Consider the following 25,971-nt stretch of genomic DNA (forward strand, 5'->3'; position numbering starts at 1 on the left):
CCCAATTCTTCATCCCCAGAACGGTTCAGCCTTCTCGTAGTCGCGCCAGCGCTCGGGCAGGTCGGCCATGTGCCGACGCATCCGCCGGTCGAGCCAGTCGGCGAAGTCGCCCGCCGCCCGCCTGACGTCTCGCCCGGCATCGGCGGACAGCGCGTCGATCATGCGGCGGCTGACCGCGGCGTCGTTGAGGGTGCCCAACAGGTCCTGCAGGGTCTCGACCGAGTCGAGGTACGGGCGGACCGCGGCGGCGGGGTAGAGGCCGCGGAAGAACTCGACGGCGTAGCGCAGCTTCTTGAAGCTGATCCGCAACTGGTGCCGCTGGTCGGCGTCCAGCTTGCGGATCTGCCGCCCCGACTTGTGGGACTTGCGGTGTCGCTGGGCCAGCCAGCTCCCGGCCAGTTCGGGCATCGGCCGGGCCAGGAGCAGCCGGACGTCTGGTGCGGCATCCTCGTTCCAGCGTCCCGACTCCAGCCAGCCGCCGAGGCCAAGCATCAGCGTCGTGTAGCGCGGCGCATGCAGGGCTTCGGCCGCGCGGGCATGGGCGGAGCGGCGCGAATCCGCGATGGCCTGGCCCAGCAGGCGGACGCCCTTGTCGCTGCCCTGCTTCTCGGCATATGGCTCGAAGAACAGCGTCTGGAGGTTGTCCCAGTCGCGGGCCGGCCCCAGGCGTTCGGCCAGCCACTTGACCTCTTCCTTCAGCATCCGCGCATCGGGCGACGCGATGACCTCGTCGAACAGGGTCAGCGCGGAGCGCAGGCGCCTCAGGGCCACCCGCATCTGGTGGATGCCCTCGGCCTCCACGCCGGTCACGGCGCAGGCCTGGTTGGCGAGCGCGTGTACCATGCAGTTGCGCACGATATGGCGGAAACTCTCGGCCACGGTGGTGGCGGGCGTCAGGCCCAGGGGCGGAGCCTTCGACGACCGCGGCAGCGCGCCCGTGACCAGGGCGAAGCCGGCTTCCGCCTTGCTCTCCGTCGCGATGCGCAGCGGCACGATCCGCTGGAGTTCGTGGGCCAGCTCGAACAGGGCGGTGATCGATCCGGCCTTCAGCTCCAGCTCGACCTCGCTGATCGGCCGGTGCGCCACGCCCGCCCGGATCTCGCCCGTATCCAGGGCGACCTCAATCGCGGTCAGCGGATCGGGCCGGAGCATCAGGGTGGTGCGCTGGAAGTCCGTCAGGAACATCGGCCGGATCGCCGGAAGGGCGTCCTGGGGCACGACCTCGCGCACGCCGTCCAGGGTGAGCAGGGAGATATCCGGGTCGTCGGAAGGGATCTGCCAATCCCACTCGCGCCGGACGGCGACGGCCGCCGCGTCTCCCGGCGTCCCGCTGTTCATGGTCTTGACCGTCTGGATACGCTGGGCGCCCTGGCGGCGTACGCGCAGGGCCACTCCATAGGCCGCGAGCGCCAGGTCCGGCGTGTCGTAATAGACGGTATAGAGGCGCTGGCTGGCCGCGGTGCCCTGCTGCAGCCCGACCAGGGCGGGGTGCCTCACCAGCCGGGCGAGATTGCCTGGGGCGACGTACAGCTTCAGCTCGATTTCCCGCGCCGCCTGCGGCGTCGCTGGAGCCGCTCCGGGAAAGTTCCTTTCCCGTGGAGCCGTGTCCGTCGGTTGCAGGTTCGTGCTGTCGCGGTTGTTCGGCACGGGCGGAGCAGCCTCGCTGATCGGGGGCGTCATCCTTTTGTAGATACTCGACCCTCGTACCCAGCGTTAAGTTAATTTTTTCGGAAGGACGAGGTTGGAGAGCGTTCCTGCACGCGACCCGATGTCGCTCCAGGAACCCTGGGCGAAGGTGAGCACCGCCAGGGCCGCCGTCGGAAACTTTCCGGCGAGACCGCGCAGGAGGGAGGCGTCGCCGTCACCCGCCAGATCCTGCGCCAAGTTGTGCAGATCGGGGTTGTGCGCGACCAGCAGGACCGTCCCGGCATCGTCGGGCAGCCGGCGAAGCCGATCCAGTAGCGCCCTCTCGCCGCTCAGGTAAAGGCCATGATCGTATTCGGCCGGCACTTGGCCGGTGCCCAGCTGGGCTGTCACCAGCGCCAGGGTGTCGACCGCCCGGCGCGCCGTCGAGCAGAGGATGACGTCGGGATGGAACCCTTCGCCGCGCAGATGGCGGCCGATCAGGGTCGCGGCGCGGGCGCCCCGGGGAGCCAGGGGCCGGTCATGGTCGTCGAGGGAGGGATCGATCCAGGCGGATTTCGCGTGCCGGAGCAGGTAGAGCGTCTTCATTGCGTTGACGTAAGCCTCAAGGTATTCCCTATTCGGGTTCGGCAGACACAGATGCCGCGGAATCCGGCCACCCCGATTGGAATCCGTTGTCGCGGGTGGCGGAATCCGGCGATGGCGGCCGTTCGCCTGTCAAAGCGTAACCGAGTCGCGCTATCGTGACCATTCCGTTAATCGTTGAGCCCCGAGGAACCCGTGACCAGCGCGCAGGAAATCGAGACACCCGACATCGATCCGACCTCTCCGGACCGGTTCATCAATCGTGAACTGTCCTGGCTGGCGTTCAACCAGAGGGTTCTCGAGGAATCGCTGAACGTCAACCATCCCCTGCTGGAGCGGCTGCGGTTCCTGTCGATTTCCGCGAGCAACCTCGACGAATTCTACATGGTCCGCGTCGCGGGACTGAAGGCACAGGTCCGCGCCGGGATCACGACGCTGTCAGACGACAATCTCAGCCCGGCCCAGCAACTGGCCGCCGTCAACCAGCGCGTGATCGAGCTGATGCGCGACCAGCAGAACGGCTGGCGGACGCTCCGGAAGGAACTGCGCGAGGCCGGGATCACCGTGGTGGATCCCAGCGAGCTTACCGACAGCGAGATGGATTGGCTGGAGGCCCGTTTCCTCGACGACATCTTCCCGCTCCTGACGCCCATCGCGGTCGATCCGGCCCATCCGTTCCCGTTCATCCCCAACCTCGGATTCAGCCTGGCGCTCCAACTCTACGACCCGGACCGCAGCCAGAACCTGGACGCCCTGCTGCCGATGCCGTCCCAGCTGGACCGCTTCGTCCGGCTGCCCGGATCGGACGTGCGGTTCGTCCTGCTGGAACAGCTCGTCCTTCTGTTCCTCGACCGGATCTTCCCGGCGCCGTTCAAGCTGACCGGGCACGGCGTGTTCCGGATCCTGCGCGACAGCGAGATGGAGATCGACGAGGAGGCGGAGGACCTGGTCCGCACCTTCGAAAGCGCGCTGAAGCGTCGCCGGCGCGGCAGCGTCATCCGGCTGGCGGTCAATATCGGGATGGCGCCGGACCTGCGGGAGTTCCTGCGCAACCAGCTCTCCGTCTCCAACGACGACGTGTTCGTGCTGGAAGGGCTGATCGGCCTGGCCGATACCAAGCAGCTGATCATCGAGGAGCGCCCGGACCTCGTCTTCCCGCCCTACAATGCCCGCTTCCCGGAGCGGATCCGCGACTTCGGCGGCGACTGCTTCGCGGCGATCCGGCACAAGGACATCGTCGTCCACCATCCGTACGAGAGCTTCGACGTGGTGGTCCAGTTCCTGCGGCAGGCGGCCCGCGACCCGGCTGTGGTGGCGATCAAGCAGACGCTGTACCGGACCAGCAAGAACTCGCCCATCGTGGCGGCCCTGATCGAGGCGGCGGAGGCCGGCAAGACGGTCACCGCCATGGTGGAGCTGAAGGCCCGCTTCGACGAGGAGGCCAACATCCAGTGGGCCCGCGACCTGGAGCGCGCCGGAGCCCAGGTGGTCTACGGCTTCGTCGACCTGAAGACCCACGCCAAGGTGTCGCTGGTGGTCCGGCGCGAGGCCAAGGGCTTGCGCAGCTACGTCCATTTCGGCACCGGCAACTACCACCCGATCACCGCCAAGGTCTACACCGACCTGTCCTTCTTCACCTGCGACCCGGCGCTCTGCCACGACGCCGCCTTCATGTTCAACTACATGACCGGCTACGCGACGCCGAAGTCGCTGGAGAAGGTCTCCATAGCGCCCCTGGCGCTGCGGGAGAAGCTGGTCGAACTGATCGACCGGGAGATCGCCTTCGCCCGCGCCGGCAAGCCGGCCCGGATCTGGGTCAAGCTGAACTCGCTGGTCGATTCGCGCCTGATCGACAAGCTGTACGAGGCGTCCCAGGCGGGCGTGGTGATCGACATGATCATGCGCGGTATCTGCTGCCTGCGCCCCGGCGTTCCGGGCCTGTCCGACAACATTAGGGTCAAGAGCATCGTCGGCCGCTTCCTGGAGCATGGCCGGATCATCTGCTTCGGCAACGGCCACAGCCTGCCGTCTCCCGAGGCCAAGGTCTACATTTCCTCGGCGGACTGGATGCCGCGCAACCTGGACCGCCGGATCGAGACCCTGGTCCCGATCGAGAACCCGACCGTCCACCAGCAGATCCTGGACCAGATCATGGTCGCCAACCTGAAGGACGAGGCCCAGAGCTGGTTCCTGGTCTCCGACGGCTCCTACCGGCGGGCGAAGGTCGACAAGGAGGCGTTCAGCGCCCATACCTATTTCATGACCAATCCCAGCCTGTCCGGCCGCGGCAGCGCGATCTCCGGGGCGCGGATCCCTCCGCGCCTGGTCCTCCAATCCAAGTAGCAAGTCCATAAAGGCGCGACGGGCACTACGACATGACCCTCACCCTCGATCGGCGTCCGGCTGCCGACCTCCAGCGTTCCGAGCGGATCGCCGTCATCGACATCGGCTCGAACTCTATACGGCTCGTCGTCTATGACGGCCTTCACCGGGCGCCGGTGCCCCTGTTCAACGAGAAGATCATGTGCGGGCTGGGCCGCACGGTCGAGAAGACCGGCCGCCTCAACCCGGACGGCGTGACGCTGGCGCTGGACAACATCGCCCGCTTCGGCCGCCTGATCGACGGCATGGACGTCTCCCGGACCGACGTGCTGGCGACCGCCGCCGTGCGCGACGCCGCCGACGGCGCCGAGTTCGTCGAGGCGGTCAAAGCCAGGACCGGCCTGACCGTCCGTACCATCGCCGGCGAGGAGGAGGCGCGCCTGTCGGCCATGGGAGTGCTGTCGGGCACGCCCGGTGCCGACGGGCTGATGGGCGACCTGGGCGGCGGCAGCCTGGAACTGGTCGGACTGGACCGCGGCGCCATCGGTCCCCAGGTCACGATGCCGCTCGGCCCGCTCCGGCTGGCGGAGTCCTGCGGCGGAAAGCTGGCGACGGCGTCCCGGACCATCGACCAGCACCTTCAGGCGCTGCCCTGGCTGGCGGCGCACAAGGGACGGCCCTTCTATCCGGTGGGCGGAAGCTGGCGCGCGCTGGCGAAATTGCATATGGAGCAGGTGAGCCACCCGCTCCACGTCATCCATCACTACACGGTCGGCGGCGCCCAGCTCCGCGATTTCGCGGGGGAGATATCCCGGCTCAACCGGTCGGCGCTGGACAGGATATCCGGCGTTTCGAAGCGCCGGTCGGACACGCTGCCCCTGGCCGCGCTGGCGCTAGAACGGCTGCTGACGACCGTCGAGCCGTCCGAAGTGGTCTTCTCCGCCTTCGGACTGCGCGAGGGGCTGCTGTTCGACATGCTCGGCGCGCAGGAGCAGCGGGAGGATCCCCTGATCAGCGCCTGCGCCGGGCTGGCCAAGCGGATCGGCCGGTTCGACCAGGGGGAGATCATCACGAACTGGACGGCATCCCTGTTCGCCGGGGAAGACGAGGCAGCCGCCCGGCTGCGCCGGGCCTCCTGCCTGCTCAGCGATCTCGGCTGGTCCGAGCACCCCGATTATCGCGCGGAGCACGCCTATATGCGGATCCTCCGCATGCCTTTCGCCGGCATCGACCACGGGGAACGGGCTTTCCTGGCCCTGGTCGCCTATGCGCGCTACGGCGGCCGGATCGAGGATCCGCAGGTGGCGGTGGCGCGTGGGCTGGTCCAGGAGGGCAGGGCGGCGAAGGCGGCCATCCTGGGCTTGGCGCTGCGTCTGGCCCAGACGCTGACCGGCGGCGTCGCGGCGCTGCTTCAGCGAACCAGCCTGTCGATCGACGAGGAGGCGCTCATCCTCTGCGTTCCGGAGGACGCCCGCGTGCTGGTCGGCGACACGGTGCAGCGCCGGCTGGACGCGGTCGCCAAGGGGCTGAGCCGGCGGGGCGAGATCGTGATCGCGCCGCCGAGATAGGCCTACCGGCCTTCGTCGAGCGGCACCAGCCTGACCCGCTTGCCCTCGATCGCGAGGCCGACGCGGCCGTGCTTCAGCTTCAGCGCCAGATCGCCGAACAACTCGCGGCGCCACCCCTTGAGGGCCTGGACCGGCGCCTCGTCGTCAGCGGCGATCGCTTCCAGGTCGGCCGAGCTGGCGACCAGCTTGGTCGCCACCTGCTCGTCCTCGCACCGCATCTTCAGCAGGACGCGCAGCAGCTCGACGATCGGTGCCAGCCCCGGCGGCAGTTCCGGCCGGGGCTCGCCGGCCGGACATTCGCCGACCGGCATGGAGACGCCGCGTTCCACCGCCGCCAGCAGTTCGGTGCCCCAGCGGCCCTCGGCGACGCTGCGCCCCAGGCCCCGCGTGCGGGCGAGGTCGTCCACCGACCTGGGCGCGTGGGAGGCGATCTCCAGCAGGGCCTCGTCCCGCAGCACGCGGGAGCGCGGGATGTCCTTGCGCTGGGCCTCGCGTTCCCGCCAGGCCGCCAGTTCCTTGAGGATGGCGAGGAAGCGCGGCTTGTCGGTGCGGACCTTGAGCCGCTTCCAGGCGTCGTCCGGCTCGACCCGGTACGTGGCCGGGTCGGTCAGCACGGCCATCTCCTCGTCCAGCCAACTCGCCCGGTCGGTCCGGACCAGCCTACGCTTCAGCTTCTCGTAGGCCGGGCGGAGGTGGGTCACGTCGGACAGGGCGTAGGTCAGCTGCCGCTCGGTCAGCGGACGGGCCGACCAGTCGGTGAAGCGCGACGACTTGTCCACCCGCGCGCCGGCCAGCTTGGCGATCAGCGTCTCGTAGCCGACGCTGTCGCCGAAGCCGCAGACCATGGCGGCGACCTGGGTGTCGAACAGCGGCTTGGGAATCTCGCCCGCGAGGTTGTAGAAGATCTCCACGTCCTGGCGCGCGGCATGGAACACCTTGAGCACCGACGGATCGCCCATCAGGCGATAGAGCGGCGCCAGGTCGATGCCGTCGGCCAGCGGGTCGACCGCGGCGGCCTCATCGGGCCCGGCGATCTGGACCAGGCACAATTTGGGCCAGAACGTCTTCTCCCGCATGAATTCGGTGTCGACGGTGATGTATTCCGCCGCCTTCAGACGTTCGCACAACGCCTCCAGATCGGCTGTGGTCGAGATCAGAGTCATGCGACAGTCATACAACACCGGAGCCGCCCGGAAAAGCGGGGCTGCTTCAACTTGACAACCGCCTTGCATCCATGTGCTTCTGCGCCATCATCCAACCTCCAGGGCGGGATCGCGGGCCGATGCCTTCGCCGTCCCTCCTGGCCGAGCCGGCGCCGCGGCATTCCGTTTCGCGGCGCCCATAACTGTTATTTCAAGGTGCGCTCCCCATGCATCCCTACCGGACCCACACCTGCGGTGCCCTGCGCGATACCGATGCCGGCCAGATCGTGCGCCTGTCGGGCTGGATCAATCGTAAGCGCGACCACGGACAACTGCTGTTCATCGACCTGCGCGACCACTACGGCATGACGCAGTGCGTGATCGACAGCTCCAGCCCGCTGTTCCAGGTGGCCGAGGGGCTGCGCCTGGAGTCGGTCGTCACGGTCACCGGCAAGGTTGTCGGCCGCACGCCCGAGACGATAAACGACAAGCTGCCGACCGGCCGGATCGAGGTGCAGATCCAGGAGCTGGCGGTGCAGAGCGCCGCCGATCCGCTGCCGCTCCAGGTCAACAGCGACGCCGACGCCGGCGAGGAGATCCGCCTGCGCTACCGCTTCCTGGACCTTCGGCGCGAGAAGATGCAGCAGAACATCCTGCTGCGCTCCCAGGTCATCGCGTCGGTCCGCCGCCGCATGATCGAGCAGGGCTTCAACGAGTTCCAGACGCCGATCCTGACGGCCAGCAGCCCGGAAGGGGCGCGGGACTTCCTGGTGCCGAGCCGCATGCATCCCGGCAAGTTCTACGCGCTGCCGCAGGCGCCGCAGCAGTTCAAGCAGCTGCTGATGATGGCCGGCTACGACCGCTATTTCCAGATCGCTCCCTGCTTCCGCGACGAGGACAGCCGCGCCGACCGCAGCCCGGGCGAGTTCTACCAGCTCGACTTCGAGATGTCCTTCGTCACCCAGGAGGACGTCTTCGCCGCGATCGAGCCCGTGCTGTACGGCATCTTCGACGAGTTCGGCGGCTTCCGCCGTCCGGCCAAGCCGGAGCTGACCCCGTACCCGTTCCCGCGCATCCCCTATGCCGAGTCGATGCTGAAGTACGGCAACGACAAGCCGGACCTGCGCAACCCGCTGGTCATCACCGACGTGACGGCGGTGTTCCAGCGCGACGACGTCGAGTTCAAGGCGTTCAAGTCGGTCATCGCCAAGGGCGGCGTGGTCCGCGCGATCCGCGCTCCCAACGTCGGCGACCGGCCGCGCAGCTTCTTCGACAAGCTGAACGACTGGGCGCGCGGCCTGGGTGCTCCCGGCCTCGGCTACATCCTGTTCGAGTCCGGTGGCGGCAAGGGGCCGATCGCCAAGTTCGTGCCGGAAGCGGCCCAGGCGGCCCTGCGCGAGACGGTCGGCCTGAGCGACGGCGACGCCGTGTTCTTCGTGTGCGACCAGCCCGGTCCCGCCGCCAAGCTGGCCGGCTTCGCCCGGACCAGGATCGCCGAGGAACTGGGCATCGTCGAGAAGAACGCCTTCCGGTTCTGCTGGATCGTCGATTTCCCGATGTACGAGCGGGACGAGGAGACCGGCAAGATCGACTTCAGCCACAACCCGTTCTCGATGCCCCAGGGCGGCCTGGAAGCCCTCGAGAACCAGGACCCTCTGACGATCAACGCCTACCAGTACGATATCGTCTGCAACGGAATCGAGCTGTCGTCGGGCGCCATCCGGAACCATCTGCCGGAGGTCATGTACAAGGCCTTCGCGATCGCCGGCTACCCGCCGGAGGAGCTGGAAGCCCGGTTCGGCGGCATGCTGTCGGCGATGAAGCTGGGCGCCCCGCCGCACGGCGGCTCGGCTCCCGGCATCGACCGCATCGTCATGCTGCTTGCCGACGAGCCGAACATCCGCGAAGTCATCGTCTTCCCGCTGAACCAGCGCGCCGAGGACTTGCTGATGCAGGCACCGGCTCCGGTCCCGGCGGAGCGGTTGAAGGAGCTGTCGATCAAGCTCGACTTGCCCAAGCCAAAGACGGTCGCCGCCCCGCCCACGGCGGAAGGGACCGTTTCACCCAAGGGTGCGTAAGGGGGCATCGGGTTCCAGGGGTCGCCTTTCGCCCTGATGGGCGAAGGTCGGCCCTGCCCGGACCCGGAAGCGAAGAAAGCCGCTGCGGAGGATGCTCCGCAGCGGCTTTCTTCATGCCCCCGGCCCGCAGGCCGGGGGCGGCATCGTTGCCGGCTTACTCTCGGTTCCACCAGCCCCGGCGGGCGGGACGCGGCGGCTGCTCGGGAGCGGCAGGCTCCGCTTCCGGAGACGGCTGCGTTTCCGGCGCGGGTTGCGGGGCCGGTTCGATCGGTCCCGGCGCCACGTCCATGAAGAGGTCGTCGCCGGCGCTGGGCTCCTGGGGCAGGGGCTCGGGTACGGGCTCGGGCACCTGTTCGACGGGAGACGCCTCGACCACAGGCTCCGGTTCCGCGACCTTCTTCTTGCGGGGAGCCCGCTTGCGGACCGGCTTGGCAGGAGCCTCCGCGGCCGGAGCTTCCTCGGCAGGAGCCTTCGCGGCCGGGGCCTTGGCGGCAGTCTCCTCCGCGGCCGCAGGCGCGGCATCGGCCGCGGGTTCCGCGACCTTCTTCTTGCGGGGAGCCCGCTTGCGGACCGGCTTGGCGGGAGCCTCCGCAACCGGGGCTTCCTCGGCCACGGGTGTCTCCGCAGCCGGAGTTTCCGTGGCCGGAACCTCGGCAGCGGGTGCCTCCGCGACCGGTGCCGGCTCGGGCTGCTCGGCCACGATCTCCGCCGGAACGGCCGGTTCGCCCACCGTCACGGGTGCGATCTCCTCCGGGGCCGCGGGTTCGGGCACCCGTTCGGGCTCGGCCCGGGGCTGCTCGGCGACCGGTTCCGGCTGGGGAGCGGGCTCGGGTGGCGGCTCGGGCGTGTGGGGCGCGCCGATGTCGCCGAACGGATCTCCAAGATCGTCCACATAGGCCGGGGCATGCGCCTGGGCATAGGCGGGTTCGGGCTGGGGCTCGGCCGGGGGCTGCCCGGCAACCGGTTCCGGGGCCGCGGGCTGCCCGTCCGTCGGGGCCGTCTCCGGTCCCTCCTGCTGGTCGCCGTCGTCGGTGAAGCCGTTCTCGAAATCACCCTCGGCCCGCCCGCGGCCACGGCGGCGTCCACCGCGCTTGCCGCGCCGGCGCTTCTTGCGCAGGCCGTTCGCGTCGGTCTCGTCAGCCTGGCCGTTCTCGGACTCGTCCCCTTCCTCGCCATCGTCGGCATCATCGTCGCCGCCGGTGTCGATATCGCCGTCGAGTTCCTCGGACTGCTGGTCGAGCGCGGTCTCATCCACCGGTTCGTCGGCGGCCTCTTCCCGCTCCTCCTCGCCCTGGTCGTCGGTCCGGGCTTCCGTCCGGTCGTCGAAACGGCGGCGGCGGCGCGACCGGCGGCGTCGGCGGTCGCCACGCTCCTCGCCCTGCTCCTGCGGAGCGGCCGCCGCGGCGGGCTGCGCCTCCGCGGTCTCGACGGCCTCCACCTGTTCGACGGCTTCGTCTTCCTCCGCCTCCCGCTCGAGCAGGCGGTCGGTCTCGGCGTAGATCCGCTCCGGGCTGATGACGGGCGCGGTCTCCTCGCCGGCTTGGCGGGCCTTGATCCGCTCCAGGCGGTATTCCGGCGGGATCAGCGTGTCGTCGCCGAACAGGAAGACCCGGAAACCGTAGCGTCGCTCGATATCGGCCAGCGCGTCGCGCTTCTGGTTGAGGATATACAGCGCGATCTTGGTCGCCACATGGACCGTGATCTCGCTGGAGCGCTTGCGGATGCCTTCCTCCTCGATCGCGCGGAGGACATAGAGGGCGGCGGATTCGATGGAGCGGACCATGCCGGTGCCCGTGCAGTGCGGGCACTTCTCGAAATTGGTCTCCATCAGGCTCGGGCGAAGCCGCTGGCGCGACAGTTCGAGCAGGCCGAAGGGGGAAATGCGGCCGAGCTGGATGCGCGCCCGGTCGTTCTTCATCGCCTCCTTGATGCGGCGTTCGACCGCGGCGTTGTTCCGCGCGTCCTCCATGTCGATGAAGTCGATGACGATCAGCCCGGCGAGGTCGCGCAGCCGCAACTGGCGCGCCACCTCGTCGGCGGCCTCAAGGTTGGTCTTGTAGGCCGTCTCCTCGATGTTCCGCTCGCGGGTGGAGCGGCCGGAGTTGACGTCGATCGCGACCAGCGCCTCGGTCTGGTTGATGACGATGTAGCCGCCGGACTTCAGCTGGCAGACCGGGCTGTGGATCGCGTCGATCTGGCTTTCGACCTGGTAGCGGAAGAACAGGGGGATCGTCTCGTCGCGGTAGCAGTGGACCTTCCGCGTGTGGCTCGGCATCAGCATGTGCATGAAGTCGCGGGCGACGCGGTAGCCCGCCTCGCCTTCGACATGCACCTCGTCGATGTCGTTGGTGTAGAGGTCGCGGATCGACCGCTTGATCAGATTCGCTTCCTCATAGATCAGGGCCGGCGCGCTCGACTGGAGCGTGAGGTCGCGGATGCTGTCCCACAGCCGCAGCAGGTACTCCAGGTCGCGTTTTATCTCCGGCTTCGTCCGCTCCATTCCCGCGGTGCGCAGGATCACCGCCATGCCTTCGGGAATGTCGAGGTCCGACAGCATTTCCTTCAGGCGCTTGCGGTCCTGCGGATTGGTGATCTTCCGCGAGATCCCGCCGCCGCGCCCGGTGTTGGGCATCAGCACGCAGTAGCGGCCCGGCAGGGACAGGTATGTCGTCAGGGCGGCGCCCTTGTTGCCGCGCTCCTCCTTGACGACCTGGACCAGCAGGATCTGCCGGCGCTTGATGACTTCCTGGATCTTGTAGCTGCGCAGCGGACGGGGACGGCGGCGCTGGACGTCCTCGGCCTCGTCGCCGACCAGTTCGTCCACCGGGCCCTCGTCGGCATCGCCCCGGCCGCGGCGGCCCTGCCGGTCGTCGCGGCGGCCGCGGGGCGCATCGTCGCCTTCATCCTCGTCGGCATCGGCGTCCCGGGAGTCGTCCCGATCGTCCTCGTCGTCGGACTCGACGGCGCCGGGATGCTCGGCTACCGGCGCCTCGGCCCCGGCGCCGAATTCGGCTGCCGGGGCGGGCAATTCCTCCGCGCCGGGGCGGATGACGTCCCCGGCGGAGGGAACCGCCCCGGGCTCGTCGGATTGCGCCGCGGCGGCATCGGCCTGGTGGTCGCCGGAATAGCTCTCGTTCGGGTCGTAGGGCTCGCTGCGCTCCTCGCGCGGCAGGCTCGCCGGCTGGTACCGGGTCGGCTTGTCGTCGTCGGGACCGTCATCCTGCCCACCGGTGTCGTCGCCGGGCGTCCCGTCGGGGCTGGAGTCGCTCTCCGCCTGGAAATCGGGCGCCGGCTCATCGGGCGCGAACCAGTCGTGGGGGATATCGTTCTCGGCGTGATGGACGGTGCCGGCATCGCCGGTGGTTCCGGCCTGCCGATCCTCGGCCGGTGCCGCGGCCCCTCGCTCCGAAGCGGCGGGGACGGTGGACTGGCTTTCATAGGGGGGCTGCTCGCCGGTCCCGGGAACCTCGCCGGACGGCCCGGCCGCCGGGATTTCAGAGGCGGGCTGGCCGGAGTCGCCGCCCGATTCGTCGCGACCTTCCCCGAACGACTCGGAGCGGCCCTGGCGTCGTGAGCCGCGGCCCGGCCGGGGATCTCCCATCTCGACGTCGGCGCCGATGGTGTCCTCGCGCTCTTCCAGGTCGCGTTCCTGGGCGAGCAGCGCTTCGCGGTCGGCGACCGGGATGCGGTAATAATCCGGGTGGATTTCGGAGAAGGCCAGGAAACCGTGACGGTTGCCGCCGTACTCGACGAAGGCGGCCTGGAGCGATGGCTCGACCCGCGTCACCTTGGCCAGGTATATGTTGCCTTTTAACTGCTTCTTGCTGGCGATTTCGAAATCGAGCTCGTCCAGCTTGTTACCATTGACCACGACCACCCGAGTCTCCTCGGAATGGGTCGCGTCAATCAACATGCGCTTTGCCATATGTCTACCTCGTGACGCCGCCGGGCCCCCGCGCGACTTACGGGTGGCGGCGCGTCATCGTCAAAGGCGAAGCGTTCGGCACGGTTCCCACCGGATCGTCTAACGGCGCTTTCCACAGCAGCCAGGACGGGCGGGGCACCGGACGCCGGGCTCACGGCCCGACGGGGCCGAAGCCAGCTTCAAGGTTTCTCCTCCACCGCAGGTTCCGTAAGCGCCACCCGGCCGGTGCGCTGCCTGAAAAAAAACCGATAAGCGGCAGCACGTTACCCGAAGGCGACGCCGCCTCTCCCAAGTGGGGATCGGCGGAATGCGGTATGTCGCACCCCTACCATAATGGGGGGCGCCGCATTCCTCAATCACAGAATTGTCTTGTTGGAATGGTGACAGTGTGCGGCGGCTCAACCGGCGCGGCACACGGCGGCCCTCCGGGCGGCGACGTGGCGGGACTGAGGCGGTTTGTGATGATCATGCTTGAACACTTTGATTTTCTTAGGGTATATCTATGGCAAAATCGATCGTTCGTGCCCTTTCGGAGACCGACGCTGCGCGCGCTGTTCCTGATCCTCGCCGTCTTCTGGCTGGCCGCGGCGCACGCGGGGCAGGCGGCTGCGCGGCCCGCGGTGGTCGATGCGCGGCTCGGCGTCCATCCGGACAAGACCCGATTCGTGATGGAGGTCACCGACCAGATCGATTTCAGGGTATTCACGCTGCCCGACCCCTACCGGGTCGTGGTCGATCTGCCCGACCTGGACTGGGACGCCTCCGCCAACCGGGGCGGTGCCGCGGCCGGGCTGGTGCGCGGCTATCGTTACGCCTCCTTCCGTCCGGGCACCCTCCGGCTGGTGCTGGAGGTTGCCGGTCCGGTCCGCATCCGGGAAGCGTTCCTCATCCCGCCGCGCGACGGCAGGCAGCCCCGGTTCGTGCTCGACCTCGAGTCGGTGGGGCCCGGCACCTTCGCGGCGGAATTGAGCCGGGTTGTCGGAACGAGGGGGAGCGCCGACGGCGCGCCGCCGGCGCCGGCCTACACCGTCCCCCTGAGCACCGCCGCCGCCCGCTCGGTTCCACGGCTTCCGGACCTGCCGACCGACACGGTCGCCGTCACCATGTCCCCCACGGCCGCCGCGGTCGTCCCGCCGCAGATGCCGGCGGGCCTTCGGGAAGATGCTGGTGACGGGCCGGCGACCCTGGCCGCCCTGGGAGCCGTGCCGCTGCCGCCCCGCCGGCCAAGCCCACGGACCGACGCGCGGCGGGTCATCGCGCTGGACCCCGGCCATGGCGGCGTCGATCCCGGCGCCATCAGCGTCACCGGGGTCTACGAGAAGGACATCACGCTGGCGATGGCCCGGGTGGTGCGCGACCAGCTCGTCGCCACCGGGCGGTACAGGGTCGTCCTGACCCGGGACAGCGACGTCTTCCTCCGCCTGCGCGACCGCGTGGCACTGGCGCGCGAGGCCGGCGCCGACCTGTTCATTTCCCTGCACGCGGACTCGATCGGCAGCAGCGACATGCGCGGCATGTCGATCTATTCGCTGTCGGACAAGGCGTCCGACCGCGAGGCCGACATGCTGGCGGCCCGCGAGAACAGGGCCGACGCCCTGGGCGGCGTCAACCTGACGGCGGAGAACGACGAGGTCGTGAGCATCCTGATCGACCTGGCCCAGCGCGACACGATGAACCAGTCCCGCCGGTTGGCCAACCTGCTGGTCGAGGAGGTCGGGCGGCATGCCAGGCTGGTGCCGCGCCCCCACCGCTCCGCCGGATTCGCGGTGCTGACGGCTCCGGACGTGCCTTCGGTGCTGATGGAACTGGGTTACCTGTCGAGCCCGCAGGACGCGAAACTGCTGGAGCAGGCGGAACACCGGGCGCGGATCGCGCGTTCGATCCAGCGGAGCATCGATGGGTATTTCGCCGCAAGGACCGGCGTAAGCCGGTCTTGACCTCAACATAGCCGCATTCGATCTGCTAGAGTGTGCGCCCGCAGGTTAGATCCTGACAGGCTGGTCCGTTCAGGCTGCGGCCGGACGGGCCGCGAGGCCTTTTCATCGTTCGTGGAATACTAATGCGTATCTTAGCCGGGATCCTGTCCGCCGTTCTCTTCCTCGTCGTGGTGGCTGCCGGCGGCGTGGTATTCGCAATCCACCATTACAGCCAGGGGCTGCCGGAATACAGCCAGCTGGCCGACTACCAGCCGCCGACCGTGACCCGCGTCCATGCCGGGGACGGGCGCCTGCTGGCCGAGTTCGCGACCGAGCGGCGCGTCTTCATCCCGATCGAGGCGATGCCGAAGCGCGTGATCCGCGGCTTCATTTCCGCCGAGGACCAGAACTTCTACAGCCACCGGGGCGTGGATTTCGGCGCGATCCTGCGGGCGATCGTCGTCAACGTGGAGAATGTCGCGAGCGGACGCCGGATGATCGGCGCCTCCGGCATCACCCAGCAGGTCGCCAAGAACTTCCTGCTGACCAACGAGGTGTCGTTCGAGCGCAAGATCAAGGAGGCCATACTGGCCTTCCGCATGGAGCAGGCCTTCACGAAGGACCGGATCCTGGAGCTGTACCTGAACGAGATCTTCCTGGGGAACCGCTCCTACGGCGTAGCCGCCGCCGCGCTGAACTATTTCAACAAGCCCCTGGACGAACTGACGATCGCCGAGGCGGCCTATCTCGCGGCGCTGCCCAAGGCGCCGAACAACTATCATCCGGTCCGCCAGCACGACGCGGCCGTGGCGCGCCGCAACTGGGTGATCGGCCGGATGCAGGAGGACGGCGCGATCACCGCGGAGGAGGCCGCCCAGGCCAAGGCCGAGCCGCTGGAGGTGCGCCGGCGCGACGAGACCGAGTACGTCACCGCCGACTATTTCGCGGAGGAAGTCCGCCGCCAGCTTCTCGCCCGCTTCGGGGAGCAGAAGCTCTACGAAGGCGGCTACTCCGTGCGGACGACCGTCGACCCCCAACTCCAGGACATCGCGACGCGCAGCCTGCGTGACGGCCTGATCGCGTACGATCGCCGCCACGGCTGGCGCGGCCCGGTCGGCAAGCTCGAGAGCTTCCAGAACTGGGCGAAGCAGCTTGCCGAGATGCCGGTGCCGGCCGGCGGCGAGATCTGGCAGATGGCCGCCGTGCTGGAGGTCGAGGCGGGCGAGGCGCAGATCGGCCTTGCGGACGGCGGACGGGGCCGCATCCCGCTGTCGGAGCTGAAATGGGCGCGCCGCTGGGTCGAGGGCGAAAGGACCGGCCCCGAGGTCAGGCAGGCCGGCGACGTTCTGGCCCAGGGCGAGGTCATCCTGGTCGAGCCGGTCGCCAAGGACGCGAAGGGCAAGGACCTGCCCTCCGGCACGTACGGGCTCCGCCAGATCCCGGCGGTACAGGGGGGCTTGGTCGCGATGGACCCCCATACCGGCCGCGTGCTGGCCATGAGCGGCGGCTTCAGCTCCCGGATCAGCGTGTTCAACCGGGCCACCCAGGCGCTGCGCCAGCCCGGCTCGTCGTTCAAGCCGTTCGTCTACATGGCGGCGCTGGACAACGGCTTCACGCCCTCGAGCCTCGTGATGGACGCGCCCTTCGCGATCCAGCCGGGTCCAGGACAGGCGCTGTGGCGGCCGCAGAACTATTCGGAAGACTTCCTCGGGCCGACCACGCTGCGGGTCGGCATGGAGAAGTCCCGCAACGTCATGACCGTACGTCTCGCCAACAGCATCGGCATGGACAGGGTCGCCGACTATGCCGAGCGGTTCGGCGTGGTCGACAAGCTTCCGCCCGTCCTGTCGATGTCGCTCGGGGCCGGCGAGACCACCGTGCTGAAGATGACCACCGCCTATTCCATGATCGTGAACGGCGGCAAGAAGGTGATCCCGGCCTTCATCGACCGTATCCAGGACCATACCGGCAAGGTGGTCTTCAAGCACGACATGCGGCCCTGCCCGAACTGCGGCGGCATCCAGTGGTCGCCCGACCTCGCGGTCCCGGACGTGCCCGACGCACGGGAGAGCGTGATCGACCCGCGGACGGCCTACCAGATGGTCTCCATCCTCGAAGGGGTCGTCCAGCGCGGCACCGCCAGGATGATCTCGTCGATCGGCAAGCCGCTCGCCGGCAAGACCGGCACCACCAACGACTCGCTGGATGCATGGTTCGTCGGTTTCTCCCCCGACCTGGCGGTCGGCCTCTATATCGGCTTCGACCAGCCCCGCTCGCTGGGCGCGAAGGAGACCGGCGGCTCGGTATCGGCTCCGGTCTTCAAGGATTTCATGGCCGATGCCCTGAAGGGCGAGCCGGCGACGCCGTTCCGCATGCCGCCCGGCATCCGGCTGGTCCGCGTCGACGCCGCGACCGGCCAACTTGCCGAGCCCGGCCAGCGCAACGCGATCTGGGAGGCCTTCAAGCCGGGGACCGAGCCCCGTCCCGGCGACTACGTCGTCCTGGACGGCAGCGAGATCGCGTCCGGCTCCGGTCCCGGTGGCGGCGCATTCCTCCCGCCGGGCAGCGTTCCGCCGCCGGGCCGTCCCCAAGGGCAGGAGCAGGCGCCTGTCTCGACGGGCACGGGCGGTCTCTATTGACCCTTGGCGCGGAAGCCTCAAGGGTCTAAGTAAGCGTCACTGAACAGAGATCTTGAACAATAGCGACGAGGAGGCCCGCCATGCGAGCCGAGATCGAAGCGGCTGCCGAGGCGATCAGGGAATCGCTGGCGCTGCTGAGGAGGCATCTTTGACTGGGAAAATGCAGTCAGGCGCCTGGACGAACTGAACGCCATCTCCGAGGATCCCAATCTCTGGAACGATGCCGACCGCGCGCAGAAGGTGATGCGCGAGCGGACCCAGCTCGACTCCGCGGTCAACGGCTATCGGGCATTGGAGCGCGAGCTGAACGACAGCATCGAGCTGATCGAGATGGGTGAGGCGGAAGAGGACCAGACCGTCGTCACCGACGCGGAGAACACCCTGCTGGCGCTCAAGGACAAAGCCGCCAAGCTGGAACTGGAAAGCCTCCTGTCCGGCGAGGCCGATGCCAACGACTGCTTCCTGGAAGTCAACGCCGGCGCTGGCGGAACCGAGGCCCAGGACTGGGCCGAGATGCTCCTGCGCATGTATCTGCGCTGGGCGGAGCAGCACGGCTACAAGACCGAATGGTTGGAAGAGAGCGCCGGCGAAGAGGCGGGCATCAAGTCCGCGACGGTGCAGATCAAGGGCCATAACGCCTATGGCTGGCTGAAGACGGAGGCCGGCGTCCATCGTCTGGTCCGGATCAGCCCCTATGACAGCCAGGCGCGCCGGCATACCAGCTTCGCCAGCGTCGCGGTCAGCCCGGTGATCGACGACAAGATCGACGTCGAGATCCTGGACAAGGACCTGCGCATCGACACCTATCGGGCGTCGGGCGCCGGCGGCCAGCACATCAACAAGACCGACTCGGCGGTCCGCATCACGCACATCCCGACCAACATCGTCGTGCAGTGCCAGCAGGAACGGTCCCAGCACAAGAACCGTGCCAAGGCCTTCGACATGCTTCGGGCGCGCCTTTACGAGGCGGAACTGAAGAAGCGGGAGGATGCGGCCGCAGCGCTGGAGGCCACCAAGTCGGACATCGGCTGGGGGCACCAGATCCGCTCCTACGTGTTGCAGCCCTACCAGATGGTCAAGGACCTGCGGACCGGCGTGGAAACCAGCCAGAGCGGCGCCGTGCTGGACGGGGACATCGACGAGTTCCTTGCCGCGGCCCTGGCCCAGCGCATCAAGGGGCAAGGCGACAGCGAAGCGGCGGACTGAGGACAGGGTGATCGAAAGAGGTGTGTGGATGAAGGGTGCGGGATGGTGCGTCGGCGCGGCGATGCTGACGCTCTTGGCGGGCGGCCCGGCCTGGGCGGCCTGCCAGCCCGCCCCGACCGCGATGGTCGAGGGCATTCAGCGGGAGCTTGCCGTCAACGGGTTCGACCCGGGGGGCATCGACGGACGGTTCGGGCCGCGCACCGCGGAAGCGATCCGGCAGTACCAGCAGGCGGCTCGGCTGCCGGTGACCGGCTGCGCGAGCCAGGAGCTGCTGGACCATGTCAGCTTCCACCTGCCGAAGGTCTATTCGCGGAACCGGCCCGATACCCCGACCCCTGAGGTCGAGGTCCAGGAAGGCCTGACGATGCGGGGCTTCTATGTCGGGGCCGTGGACGGCAGGATCGGCGAACGGACCCGCGCCGCCATCCGCCGGTACCAGCAGGAGGCCAACCTGCCGGTCGACGGGCAGGTGACGCCGGCACTGGCGCAGCGCCTCCGCGAGGATACGGCCACCCGGGCGCGTTGACCCGAAGGCCGGCGGCTTTGGATCGGGCCGGCGCTTCCCCGCGGGGAAGTGCCGGCCCGTTTCGTTTCAGCAGGCGGTTTCGCGGGGAGTCTTCTCGACCTCCAGCCCGAACAGCGGACGCAGTCTCGTCCCGACCACGTTCCCGACCAGGGCGGCGACAAGCCAGACCCAGCCGTGCAGGCTGCCCGACGCGATGCCGCTGAAATAGGCGCCGATGTTGCAGCCATAGGCGAGACGCGCGCCGTATCCCAGCATCAGCCCGCCGATGACGGCCGCGGCAAGCGACCGGAGCGGCACCCGCCAGACCGGGGCGAACCGCCCGGCAAGGCCTGCCGCCAGCAGCGCTCCCAGGATGATGCCGAAATTCATCACCGAGGTGATGTCCTGGAAGATGCTGTTCTCCAGCGACGCGGCACGGTCCGGCGCGGAGAAGTACGGCCAGAAGGCCACGTCGAAGCCGAGCGCGTCCAACGGCTTCGCTCCCCACAGCACGAAGGCGGAGGTGATGCCCCACGGCCGGCCGGCGAGGGCGAGCGTCGCGAAGTTCAGCACCGCCAGGGCCACGCCGCCCCAGACCAGCGGCCAGGGTCCCTGCACGAAGCGCTGCCAGCCCTGATGGGTGGTCCGGTTGCCCGGGCGCAGGGCGCCGTGGCGCTTCCGTTCGAGGAGCACGGTGCCGCCCGCGATCGCCGCGAAAACGGCGAGGTTCAGGGCCAGCGCGGGCAGTGCACCCAGGCTGCCGACCAACGAGACCGGGCCGATCGAGGGAAGCGCCGACCACCAGTGCAGATGCGCGGCGCCGACGACCGATCCGACGATGAAGAAGAGCAGGGTGACGATCATGCGGGTATTGCCGCCACCGGCCGTATAGAGCGTTCCGGAGGCGCACCCGCCGCCGAGCTGCATTCCGACGCCGAACAGGAAGGCGCCGAACAGCACCGAGACGCCGACCGGAGCGACCAGCCCGGTGACCGGCTGCCCGAACAGCTCACCCGCCGCCAGGGCGGGGAAGAACAGGGCGCAGGCCAGGGCGAGCATGACCATCTGGGCCCGGATGCCGGCGCCGCGACGGTCCGAGATGAAGACCCGGAACGAGGAGGTGAAGCCGAACAGGGCATGGTAGAGGGTGAGTCCCAGAGCGCCGCCCACGAGGTACAAGGCTGCCTGCCGGGCCGACACGGCGTCGGTCAGCCAGACCGCGCCTCCGAGGAGCAGCAGGGCGGCCACGGCCACCACGCGCGGATCCATGGTCCGGTCCCGCGCCGGGATGCCGCTCGGCCTGCCGAGTGAAATGTCCGTCATCGCAATTCACGCCTTCTGAATCGTTTCCACCCATGTGGGTAGGATGATCGCGATGTGAATAGTAAATTAAATGCATATCTGGCGTGTGGAAATGACGCGCGCGGCTCCCCGATTGACCGGAGCGGCCGAGGGGCGTAATGCTCCCTCGCGAAGGCTGAGCGAAGGGGACTGCCAATGAGCACCGGCATCACGAGGCGCGACATCCTGCGGCATTCCGGAGCCATATCGGTTTTTGCCGCCGGTCTTGCGATCGCCGGCCCGGCCGGCGCGTTCCGACTGCTTCCGGCCGAGGATTATGCCGGCGTGATCGAGGACAGCTGCGGTGCAGCCAACCAGCTCCATCGCGCCATGGTGGCGGAGGTCGAGCGGCAGCTCGGAGTCAGCCTGGACGACACGCAGGCGCGCCGGATGATCGAGGCGATCCAATGCCCCAACTGCGGATGCTCGATCCTGAAGGGGATCGCCGAAGCCGCTCCGGGCGACGCGCCTTTCTGAACGGATTAGTCCTGTCGCAATCGTATCTTTAGTGGCAAAGAATCCCCATAAAGGGTAATCCTATGCGGGGGAAACCGCCGCGTGGAGATACGATGAGCAGCGAAATACGCACCTTCAAGATCCGTGACGCCGCCATTCACGAAGACGAACTGGCCCTGGCGGAGTTCCTGCGCACCGTCGAAGTCAGCAGGATCGAAACCGCTTTCGCCGACGGCGCCTGGCACATCCTGGTGATGTACGAGGAACTGCGTAAACGCGAGGAGACGGCGCAGATCCAGAGCGCCATCGTCGCGGCGCTCAATGCCTGGCGTGCCCAGACCGCTACCTCGCTCGACCTGGACCGCGAAGCGATCATGTCCTCGTCCGCGGTCCAGGAGATCGCCCGCTACGCGCCGACGACCGAGATCGAGTTGGGCGTCGTCGGCAGCGCGCTCGGCATCGACACCTCCGCCCACGGCGCCGCGATCGTCCATGTGGTCCGCCAGACGCTGGAGGACCTGACCAGCTAGGCCGGCGACCATCCCGGCACTCCCGATTGGCCCCTGACGCCGGGCGGGCGGCGCGCTATCCTGCGTCCCCGGTTCGGAGACCGCCCGAAGGGCGGCGAGGAGGGACTATCATGCGCCTGTCGATTTCGATGCTGTGCGTCAGCGCGATGCTGGCCGCGGCGCCCGTCGTGGCCGACCCCGCGGTTCCGCCGCAGCGGGAGCCGAGCGGCACGGACCTCGCCATGGAGGGGCTGAACAAGCTCATGCTCGGGCTTCAACAGCTGGTCGAGGAACTGCCGCGCTACGACCTGCCGGAGATCACCGAGAACGGGGACATCATCATCCGCCGGATCGATCCGAAGGCAGCCCCCGAGGCGCCCCGCATTCCCCTGGACCCCGGCAACCCCGAAGGCGGCGTCGATCTCTAGGCGGGCCGGGACCGTCCCGGCAGCAGGCTCGGCAGTACCAGGACGATGAACAGGCCGGTGACGACCAGGGCCAGCGCCAGCAGGTCGGCGCCCGCAAGGGGCTCGCCCAGGATCAGGGCGCTGGAGAAGACGCCCACCACCGGAATGGACAGGGTCCCGATCGCCGCGATGTTCGCCGGGAACAGCGCGACGATCCGGAACCATGCCCAGTGGCAATAGATCATCGGGATCAGCGCCGCATAGATCACCCCGAGGGCCCCCGGGGTCGACAGGTCCAGCACCGACGAGGGACGGCCGAACAGGAATGCGGCGGCGATCACCGGCAGTCCGCCGATCGCGAGCTGCCACGCGGCGAGCTGGACCGTCTCCATCCGCCAGGGGATCGCCTTGAGCATCACCGTTCCCGCCGCCCAGGAGACCGCGGCGGCCAGCATCATGGCGGCTCCCCAGGGGGTTCCCCCGATGCGCCCGAACTCCGGGATCAGCAGGATCGCCAGCGCCGTCAGGCCGAGGGCGAGGCCGACGACCCGAAGCGCCGTCATCCGCTCGCGCAGGAAGATGACGCTCAGGATCGAGGCCCACAGCGGCATGGTGAAGGCGATGATGGAGGCGCGCCCGGCCGCCATCAGCGTCAGCCCGAAGGCGGAGAAGACCTGCCAGCAGGTGACGTTGATGAAGGCCGTCAGGATCAGCGGACCGAGATCGCCGCGCGGGATGCGGAGGCTGAGGCCCCGGGCGCGCGCGAACAGCATCAGCCCGCCGGCACCCGCCACGAAGCAGATCGCCCGGAAAGTCCAGGGGTCCATGTCCAGGACGGCCAGCTTCATCGCCGGCCAGTTGGTGCCCCAGAACAGGGCGAGCGACGCCAGCAGGAAGAACCCCTGGCGGGGCAGCTGTTCGGATGCCGGGGCGGTCGTAGACAGGGCTGGCTGGGCCAAGGCGATTCCTCGAATCCGGGATAGGTGGTTGGCTCCCCAACATTAACCCGTCACCGGGCGGGATGGCACCGGCTAATCAGCCCGCCCGGTCGGGGGAATCCACCTTCAGCATGATGCCGTCGGTGCCGACCACCTTGACCGTGCTGCCGGCCGGCTGATCCTTGCCGGTGACGGTCCACAGGGTGTCGCCGACGAAGGCATGGCCCCTGCCGTTCACGATCGGCCTTTCGAGCACGACCAGCCTGCCGACCAGGGACGCGCCGCGCCGGTTCAGGGTCGGGTCGGCGCTGGTCTCGGGATGGCGGCGCTGGTACTGCCGGAACCCGACCGCCGAGCCGATCGACAGGATCGCGAAGGTCAGGAACTGGACCTGCCATGGCAGATCCGGCAGCGCCAGGAGGGTCAGCCCGACCACCGCCGCCGCGACCGCGAGCCAGATGAAGAAGGTGCCGGGCACGAAGGCTTCTATCGCCGCGAGGACGAGGGCGGTCACCAGCCAGTACCAGGATTCGATTTCCATGGCGCCTCCGGCCGCTCAGGTGGTGGACCAGGGGCCGGCCGGGGGAGGCGGCGGTGCCGGCGGGCTTGGCGGCGGCGCGGGCGGCGGGTCGCTCCTGAAGCCCCCCTTCGCCAGTTCGGCGATGCCGCCGATCGTGCCGATCAGGCTGGAGGCTTCGAGCGGCATGAACAGGATCTTCTGGTTCGGCGCGGCGGCGATCCGGGCCAGGGCCTCGACATAGCTCTGGGCGACGAAATAGTTCAGCGCCTGGACGTTGCCGCCGCCGATCGCGTCGGAGACCACCCGCGTGGCCGTCGCCTCCGCCTCGGCTTCGCGTTCGCGCGCCTCGGCATCGCGGAAGGCGGCCTCGCGCCGGCCCTCCGCCTGGAGGATCGCCGCCTGCTTCTCGCCCTCGGCCCGCAGGATCGCCGCGGCGCGCTGCCCCTCGGCCTCCAGGATCGAGGCGCGGCGGTCGCGCTCGGCCTTCATCTGGCGGGCCATGCTGTCGACCAGGTCGCGTGGCGGCTGGATGTCGCGGATCTCGATCCGGGTGATCTTCAGGCCCCAGGGCGTGGTCGCCTCGTCCACCACGTGGAGCAACTGGGTGTTGATCTTGTCCCGCTGGGACAGCAACTCGTCCAGGTCCATCGAGCCCATCACCGTGCGGATGTTGGTCATGGTCAGGTTGAGCACGGCGGTCGGAAGGTTGTTGACCTCGTAAGACGCCTTGGCGGCATCGAGCACCTGGAAGAACACCACGCCGTCGACCTTCACCATGGCGTTGTCCCGCGTGATGACCTCCTGCGAGGGCACGTCCATCACGGTTTCCATCATGCTCTGCCGGGCGCCCACCCGGTCGATCACGGGGACGATCAGGTTGAGGCCGGGCGACAGGGTCCTGGTGTAGCGGCCGAAGCGCTCGACGGTGAATTCCTGCCCCTGCGGTACCGTCTTGACGCCCAGCAGCACGGTGATGACCGCGAACGCGACGACCGCGATCACGAACAGCGAAAAGCCGTTCAGAACCAGTTCCACAGCCGATCTCCCCCTCGTTTCCGTGATCCGCAAAATGCCACAGATCGGACCGGGGGTGCGAGCCTATCCGCACCGGCGGGTGCGGCTACATGCCCGGCTTGCCGCCGAGCAGCGCGCCCAGGGGATGCAGCGGCTTGTGGGCATCGCACAGGATCTTGAAGACGGCCAGGATGGGCACCGCCATCAGCGCGCCGGGAATGCCCCAGAGCCAACCCCAGAACAGGATCGTCAGGAACACCCCGATCGGGTTGAGCGTCAGCCGGCGGCCGACGATCATGGGAGTCACGAAGTTGCCCTCGATCGCGGTCAGGACCAGGAACGCCAGCGGCGGGGCGGCGATCTGGAGCAGGTCGTCGAAGGTCAGGGCGGAGACGACGCCGATGACCACCAGGCTGACGCCGGAGCCGAGATAGGGGATGAAGTTGAGCAGCGCCACCATGACGCCCCACAGCCCCGGATTGGGCATTCCCAGCACCGTCATGATGCCGGCCGTCAGCAGTCCCAGGGCGGTGTTGATCAGCGTGACGGTCGCCAGGTAGGCCGCGATGTTCTTCTGGACCGTCCCGGCGATGGTCGCATAATGGATGCGGGCCTCCAGGTTGGTCATCGAGCCCATGACCTGTTCCAGCATGCTGCGCCCTCCGGCCAGGAAGAAGAACAGCAGCACCAGCACGATGAAGGCCTGGGCCACCACCACCTGGGTCTGGGTCAGCACCTGTTCCGCCAGGGTCGGTCCCCGGACGATGACCGCCTGGGCCTCGTCGTCGGCCGCCGCCGCCATCTGCTCTATCTGGTGGGAGGCGCGACGGGCGCTCTCGATCGAGTCGCGCAGGTCGCCCAGCTTGAACTCCATCTCGCGCATCACGACCGGCGCCCGTTTTATCCAGGAGGTCGCGGGCTCAGTCAGGCTGAAGGCGGCGCCGACCAGCCCCGCGAGCAGCAGGGCCACCAGGAAGATGGCGCTCACCACCTCGGGGATGCGCAGGCGGCGCAGCGCCTTGACCAGCGGCCGCAGCAGCAGGCTCAGCAGCAGCGCCAGGAAGACGGGCAGCAGAAGGTCGCGCGCCAGATACAGCGTGTAGAGCACGGCGAGGCTGAACAGACCGATCAACGCGACCCGCTCGGCGGTGCTCCGGCCTCCCGCACCCTGGGAGTGGTTCGGCATCGGTCCGGTGGCCCGGGGGCGGCCTTCCAGATGGGGGGCGGCGATATTGCTGGTCATGCAGCGACAACGC

19 protein-coding genes are annotated in these 25,971 nt (G+C 68.6%); 10 read left to right on the top strand and 9 right to left on the bottom strand.

What is annotated here, in order from left to right; all coding sequences use genetic code 11:
- Nucleotides 1-9: 9 nt before the first annotated feature.
- Nucleotides 10-1,680 (bottom strand): CYTH and CHAD domain-containing protein, encoded by a 1,671-nt coding sequence (locus JL101_RS07525; RefSeq protein ID WP_203101985.1) that lies wholly within the window; start codon nt 1,678-1,680, stop codon nt 10-12.
- Nucleotides 1,681-1,713: 33 nt separating this feature from the next.
- Nucleotides 1,714-2,232: a SixA phosphatase family protein gene (locus tag JL101_RS07530; RefSeq protein WP_203101984.1), complete on the bottom strand. Its 519-nt coding sequence runs from the start codon at nt 2,230-2,232 to the stop codon at nt 1,714-1,716.
- Between the two features lie 192 nt (nt 2,233-2,424).
- Between JL101_RS07530 and JL101_RS07535 the strand changes: the two genes are divergently transcribed.
- A complete protein-coding gene (locus tag JL101_RS07535; protein WP_203101983.1) occupies nt 2,425-4,572 on the top strand; it encodes an RNA degradosome polyphosphate kinase in 2,148 nt (715 codons plus the stop codon).
- 32 nt (nt 4,573-4,604) lie between these two features.
- On the top strand, nt 4,605-6,119 hold the full coding sequence (locus tag JL101_RS07540) for a Ppx/GppA family phosphatase (RefSeq protein WP_203101982.1): 1,515 nt from the start codon (nt 4,605-4,607) through the stop codon (nt 6,117-6,119).
- Between the two features lie 2 nt (nt 6,120-6,121).
- On the opposite strand, the gene rnd is transcribed toward JL101_RS07540, so the two are convergent.
- Nucleotides 6,122-7,282: a ribonuclease D gene (gene rnd / locus JL101_RS07545; protein ID WP_203101980.1), complete on the bottom strand. Its 1,161-nt coding sequence runs from the start codon at nt 7,280-7,282 to the stop codon at nt 6,122-6,124.
- A gap of 206 nt (nt 7,283-7,488) precedes the next feature.
- Between rnd and aspS the strand changes: the two genes are divergently transcribed.
- On the top strand, nt 7,489-9,339 hold the full coding sequence (gene aspS, locus JL101_RS07550; protein ID WP_203101978.1) for an aspartate--tRNA ligase: 1,851 nt from the start codon (nt 7,489-7,491) through the stop codon (nt 9,337-9,339).
- A gap of 154 nt (nt 9,340-9,493) precedes the next feature.
- Here the strand turns inward: aspS and JL101_RS07555 are convergent, their stop codons facing one another.
- Nucleotides 9,494-13,264 carry an Rne/Rng family ribonuclease gene (locus tag JL101_RS07555; RefSeq protein ID WP_228435337.1) on the bottom strand — a complete coding sequence of 1,257 codons (3,771 nt, stop codon included), beginning with the start codon at nt 13,262-13,264 and terminating at the stop codon, nt 9,494-9,496.
- A 521-nt stretch (nt 13,265-13,785) separates the two neighbouring features.
- On the opposite strand from JL101_RS07555, the gene JL101_RS07560 reads away from it, so the two are divergent.
- From JL101_RS07560 to JL101_RS07575, 4 genes are all read left to right on the top strand, one after another.
- Nucleotides 13,786-15,201: an N-acetylmuramoyl-L-alanine amidase gene (locus JL101_RS07560; protein WP_203101976.1), complete on the top strand. Its 1,416-nt coding sequence runs from the start codon at nt 13,786-13,788 to the stop codon at nt 15,199-15,201.
- Between the two features lie 122 nt (nt 15,202-15,323).
- A complete protein-coding gene (locus tag JL101_RS07565) occupies nt 15,324-17,819 on the top strand; it encodes a penicillin-binding protein 1A (RefSeq protein ID WP_203101974.1) in 2,496 nt (831 codons plus the stop codon).
- 80 nt (nt 17,820-17,899) lie between these two features.
- Nucleotides 17,900-19,025 (top strand): peptide chain release factor 2 gene (prfB, locus tag JL101_RS07570; protein WP_203101972.1). Its coding sequence is split into 2 segments (ribosomal slippage): nt 17,900-17,968 and nt 17,970-19,025, totalling 1,125 coding nucleotides; the frame shifts between segments, so codons are not numbered across the junction.
- 28 nt (nt 19,026-19,053) lie between these two features.
- Nucleotides 19,054-19,551: a peptidoglycan-binding domain-containing protein gene (locus JL101_RS07575; protein WP_228435338.1), complete on the top strand. Its 498-nt coding sequence runs from the start codon at nt 19,054-19,056 to the stop codon at nt 19,549-19,551.
- 66 nt (nt 19,552-19,617) lie between these two features.
- Here the strand turns inward: JL101_RS07575 and JL101_RS07580 are convergent, their stop codons facing one another.
- Nucleotides 19,618-20,853 carry a YeeE/YedE family protein gene (locus tag JL101_RS07580; RefSeq protein ID WP_203101971.1) on the bottom strand — a complete coding sequence of 412 codons (1,236 nt, stop codon included), beginning with the start codon at nt 20,851-20,853 and terminating at the stop codon, nt 19,618-19,620.
- Nucleotides 20,854-21,027: 174 nt separating this feature from the next.
- Between JL101_RS07580 and JL101_RS07585 the strand changes: the two genes are divergently transcribed.
- The 3 genes from JL101_RS07585 (at nt 21,028) to JL101_RS07595 (ending at nt 22,264) form a co-directional block, all read left to right on the top strand.
- Nucleotides 21,028-21,348 (top strand): hypothetical protein, encoded by a 321-nt coding sequence (locus JL101_RS07585; RefSeq protein WP_203101970.1) that lies wholly within the window; start codon nt 21,028-21,030, stop codon nt 21,346-21,348.
- Nucleotides 21,349-21,440: 92 nt separating this feature from the next.
- Nucleotides 21,441-21,857, top strand: a complete 417-nt coding sequence (locus JL101_RS07590; protein ID WP_203101969.1) for an HRDC domain-containing protein — start codon at nt 21,441-21,443, stop codon at nt 21,855-21,857.
- Between the two features lie 110 nt (nt 21,858-21,967).
- Nucleotides 21,968-22,264: a hypothetical protein gene (locus JL101_RS07595; RefSeq protein WP_203101963.1), complete on the top strand. Its 297-nt coding sequence runs from the start codon at nt 21,968-21,970 to the stop codon at nt 22,262-22,264.
- Here the strand turns inward: JL101_RS07595 and JL101_RS07600 are convergent.
- The 4 genes from JL101_RS07600 to JL101_RS07615 all read right to left on the bottom strand — a co-directional run bounded on the left by JL101_RS07600 (nt 22,261) and on the right by JL101_RS07615 (nt 25,958).
- Nucleotides 22,261-23,202: a DMT family transporter gene (locus JL101_RS07600; RefSeq protein ID WP_203101961.1), complete on the bottom strand. Its 942-nt coding sequence runs from the start codon at nt 23,200-23,202 to the stop codon at nt 22,261-22,263. The genes JL101_RS07595 and JL101_RS07600 overlap by 4 nt on opposite strands.
- Nucleotides 23,203-23,278: 76 nt before the next feature.
- Nucleotides 23,279-23,722 (bottom strand): NfeD family protein, encoded by a 444-nt coding sequence (locus tag JL101_RS07605; RefSeq protein WP_203101959.1) that lies wholly within the window; start codon nt 23,720-23,722, stop codon nt 23,279-23,281.
- 15 nt (nt 23,723-23,737) lie between these two features.
- Nucleotides 23,738-24,736 carry an SPFH domain-containing protein gene (locus JL101_RS07610; RefSeq protein WP_203101957.1) on the bottom strand — a complete coding sequence of 333 codons (999 nt, stop codon included), beginning with the start codon at nt 24,734-24,736 and terminating at the stop codon, nt 23,738-23,740.
- An 85-nt stretch (nt 24,737-24,821) separates the two neighbouring features.
- Nucleotides 24,822-25,958: an AI-2E family transporter gene (locus JL101_RS07615; protein WP_228435339.1), complete on the bottom strand. Its 1,137-nt coding sequence runs from the start codon at nt 25,956-25,958 to the stop codon at nt 24,822-24,824.
- Nucleotides 25,959-25,971: the final 13 nt, after the last annotated feature.

The organism is Skermanella rosea (assembly GCF_016806835.2).
Taxonomy (GTDB): Bacteria; Pseudomonadota; Alphaproteobacteria; order Azospirillales; family Azospirillaceae; genus Skermanella; species Skermanella rosea.